Here is a 3,533-nt window from a genome sequence, read left to right on the forward strand (position 1 = left end):
CCCATCTCTTTCGTTGACAAAACTGGCAGCCCCTGCGCATTCCCGCGTGCGAGATCGGGCGTCCGGAAGCCCTGCTCCAAGACCTTGCGCACCGACGATTCGATTGCTGCGGCTTCGGCTTCAAGGCCGCCGGAGTGACGAAGGATCAGCGCGCCAGTCAGGATTGCGCCCAACGGATTGGCCAGACCCTTGCCCGCGATATCCGGCGCCGAACCGTGCACCGGCTCATATAAATTGACCTTGCCGCCAATGGTTGCAGAGGGCAGCATGCCCAGAGATCCCGTAATCACCGCTGACTCGTCACTGAGAATGTCGCCGAAGAGATTTTCAGTGAGGACGACATCGTAGTTGCGCGGCTGATTCATCAGGTGCATGGACATCGCGTCGACGTACTGGTGCTCGACTGTCACGCCGGGAAACTCGGCGGCCACTTCGTTTACGGTTGCGCGCCACAGTTGCGAAACCTCGAGGACATTGGCCTTGTCCACGCTGGTCAGTTTCTTGCGCCGCTTCATCGCCAGCTCAAATGCGATCCGCGCGACCCGGGCCACTTCGTCGCGGCTGTAGCGCATGGTGTTCCAGGCTTCGCGGGTGGTTTTGTTCCACTCGCGCGGCTGGCCGAAATAGAGGCCGCCCAGCAGCTCGCGTACGAACAGGATGTCGGCGCCGTCGATAATCTCCGGCCGTAGCGGGCTGTTGACTGCGAGTTCCTTGAACGCAAATGCTGGGCGCAGATTCGCGAATCCACCCAGGGCCGCGCGCAACTGCAACAGGCCGGCTTCGGGGCGCTTGTCTGGGGGTAGGGAATTGAACTCGTTGCTGCCGACGGCGCCGAGGAGGACTGCGTCGGAAATGAGCGCGGTCTCAAGCGTCTCCTCAGGCAGAGGAGTGCCGAATTCCTTGATTGCTACACCGCCAATGAGACGCTGATCGAGGCTGAATGTGTGCCCGCCAAGTTGCAGCACCTCTTGCAACACTCTTTCGGCTTCAAGTGTGACTTCGGGCCCTATGCCGTCCCCGGGGGTGACTAGAATCTTGAGGTGCATTATGGTTATTCCCCTCAGGGGCTAAAGCCCCCCAATTCAAATTGCCTTTTTGGCACGACTGAAGTCGTACCCTGGTTACAAGACATTCAATGCCAACCGCAAGATTCGCGGTATTGGAATCAGTCCAGCTCGGAGACTGGCTCGCTATGCCGGTCGCGAATCGGATCCGGCAAAATCCCGATCAGGTCCTGGTCGTAGATGTTTTTCTTGCGATCGGCCAACGCCACAAAGCGGTAGTAGGTCTGCTGCAGTTCCTCGCGCGAGAGCGTGTACCCAAGCTGCTCGAGCCGATGCCGCAGCGCCGCGCGACCTGAGTGCTTACCGAGTACGAGGCTGGTGCGCGACACACCTACCAATGTCGGTGTCATGATCTCGTAGCACAGCGGATTGGCCAGCATGCCGTGCTGGTGGATACCCGACTCATGCGCAAATGCGTTCGCACCCACGATTGCCTTGTTGGGCGATGGCTTGAAGGTGATGATCTGCCCCAGCACCTGGCTGGTGGGATAGAGCTGGTCCAGCTTGATGTTTGTCGTCACGCCGTAGCGCTCGCTTCGCACGTGCAACGCAGCGGCAAGCTCCTCGAGCGACGCATTGCCCGCGCGCTCGCCGATGCCGTTGATGGTGCACTCCACTTGCCGTGCGCCGGCGGTAATGGCGGCCAGAGAATTTGCGGCGGCGAGACCCAGATCATCGTGGCAGTGGGAAGAGAGGATGATGCCCTCGGCATCCACCGCGGGAATGCGCTCGCGGACTTCGCGAAACATCTGGCCGTATTCTTCAGGCGTGGTGTAGCCCACGGTGTCCGGCATGTTGATGGTGGTGGCGCCGGCCTCGATGGCAACGCGGACAATCTCCACCAGAAAATCGCGATCCGAACGCGTCGCGTCTTCGGGCGAAAACTCCACGTCCTCGACGAATGACCGTGCCAGGCGTACTGACTCGGCGGCCTGGTCCAGCGCCTGCTGGCGGCTCATCTTCAGCTTGTACTCGAGATGCAGATCGCTCGAAGCGAGGAAGACGTGAATGCGCGAGCGCTCTGCGAATTGCAGGGCGCGGGCGGCCATCTCGATGTCCTCGGTTTTGGCGCGGGCGAGGGACGCGATGCGAGGCTTGCGAACCGCCTGCGTAATCGTCGCAATGGCGGCGAAGTCGCCCTCCGAGGCCATCGCGAAACCAGCCTCGATGATGTCGACGCCCAGATCCTCAAGGGCGTGTGCCATGGTGAGTTTTTCCTGTGTGGTCATGCTGCAACCGGGCGACTGCTCGCCATCGCGCAGAGTGGTGTCGAAGAATGCAACGTGATTTGGATTGTTCATCATGTTCACGCCTGCCGGGGGAAGACGTTTCCTAACTCTCTTATTTTCTCGCATCCTGTCGGTATAAGGCAAAGTTATTATTTTTGGGGAACCTATTACAATTGCTTATGCGGGTGAGCTGCTAGCCTCTAGCTTCTAGCTGCTAGCTCCAACCTGCGACGGCCCGAATGAGGGGCCTGCGCCGGAACCCGGCCAACGCCTCGGCGCATAACAAACGTCACCGTGTTGTTGGATGTATTCGCTCGAAGTCCGGGCTAGAAGCTAGAGGCTAGGAGCTAGTGGCTAATCGTGGAACTCTCGCAACTGGAAACATTTCTTGCCGTCGCCGAGGAACGCAGCTTTTCCCGTGCCGCTGTCCGGCTGCATCGTACGCAACCGGCGATCAGCCAGGTCATTCGCAAGCTTGAGGCTTCGCTCGGAGAGACGCTCTTTGACCGTGCCGCCCGCGATGGTTCGCTGACAGCTTCCGGGGAGCTGCTGCGCGATTATGCGCAACGGCTGCTTGCCCTGCGTCGCGAAGCCAATAGCGCGATGGACGAATTGAAGAGCCTGGAGCGCGGCCGCCTGCAACTGGCCGCCAACGAATACACCTGCATGTTCCTGCTTCCCGCCATCGATCAGTTCCGGCGCCGGTTTCCGGAGATCGGTATTTCGGTCCACCGCATGCTGGCCAGCCGCATTGCCGAGGAACTGAGCCTGCGGACATTCGAGATTGGGGTGACGTCCTTTCGGCTCGACCCGGAGAAATTCCGCACCATCGCTGTTTATAACGACAGCCTGGCTTTGATCGTGAGCCCACAGCATCGGCTCGGCAAGGCGACGCGCGTCTCCATCAACGACCTGGGCAAGGAGAACTTCATCGCCCATAACGTCACTTCGCCGCTGCGGCGCAAGGTAATCGAAGCGTTTCAGCGCTATCGCACACCGTTGAATATGGGCATCGATCTGCCGACGATCGAAGCCATCAAGCGCTTTGTGGCCATGGGCAACGGGGTAGCCCTGGTCCCGCACCTGACTATCGCCCATGAACTTGAGGCCGGTGAACTGGTGCGGGTTACGGTGGACGAACTGGAGTTCAAGCGCGTGCTCAGGCTGGTACACCGGCGCCAGGCCACCCTCTCCTATGCTGGACTCGCGTTTCTGCGAACCGTGCGCGAGCTGGCTCAAA

3 protein-coding genes are annotated in these 3,533 nt (G+C 60.2%); 1 reads left to right on the forward strand and 2 read right to left on the reverse strand.

All coding sequences use genetic code 11. The features are described 5' to 3' along the window. Window positions 1-1,046, reverse strand: a 1,046-nt coding sequence (leuB, locus tag WA354_RS11445) for a 3-isopropylmalate dehydrogenase (protein ID WP_472813143.1), incomplete at its 3' end; no start/stop codon positions are given. Window positions 1,047-1,165: 119 nt separating this feature from the next. Then, a complete protein-coding gene (locus WA354_RS11450; protein WP_472813145.1) occupies window positions 1,166-2,365 on the reverse strand; it encodes a 2-isopropylmalate synthase in 1,200 nt (399 codons plus the stop codon). Between the two features lie 288 nt (window positions 2,366-2,653). On the opposite strand from WA354_RS11450, the gene WA354_RS11455 reads away from it, so the two are divergent. After that, window positions 2,654-3,533 (forward strand): LysR family transcriptional regulator (locus WA354_RS11455; RefSeq protein WP_472813144.1); only part of this gene is annotated, 880 nt, incomplete at its 3' end.

The organism is Occallatibacter sp. (assembly GCF_049802275.1).
Lineage (GTDB): Bacteria > Acidobacteriota > Terriglobia > Terriglobales > Acidobacteriaceae > Telmatobacter.

Coding starts and splice junctions, on each gene's coding strand:
- WA354_RS11450 (WP_472813145.1), bottom strand. CDS start 2,365: ATGAACAATCCAAATCACGTTGCATTCTTCGACACCACTCTGCGCGAT.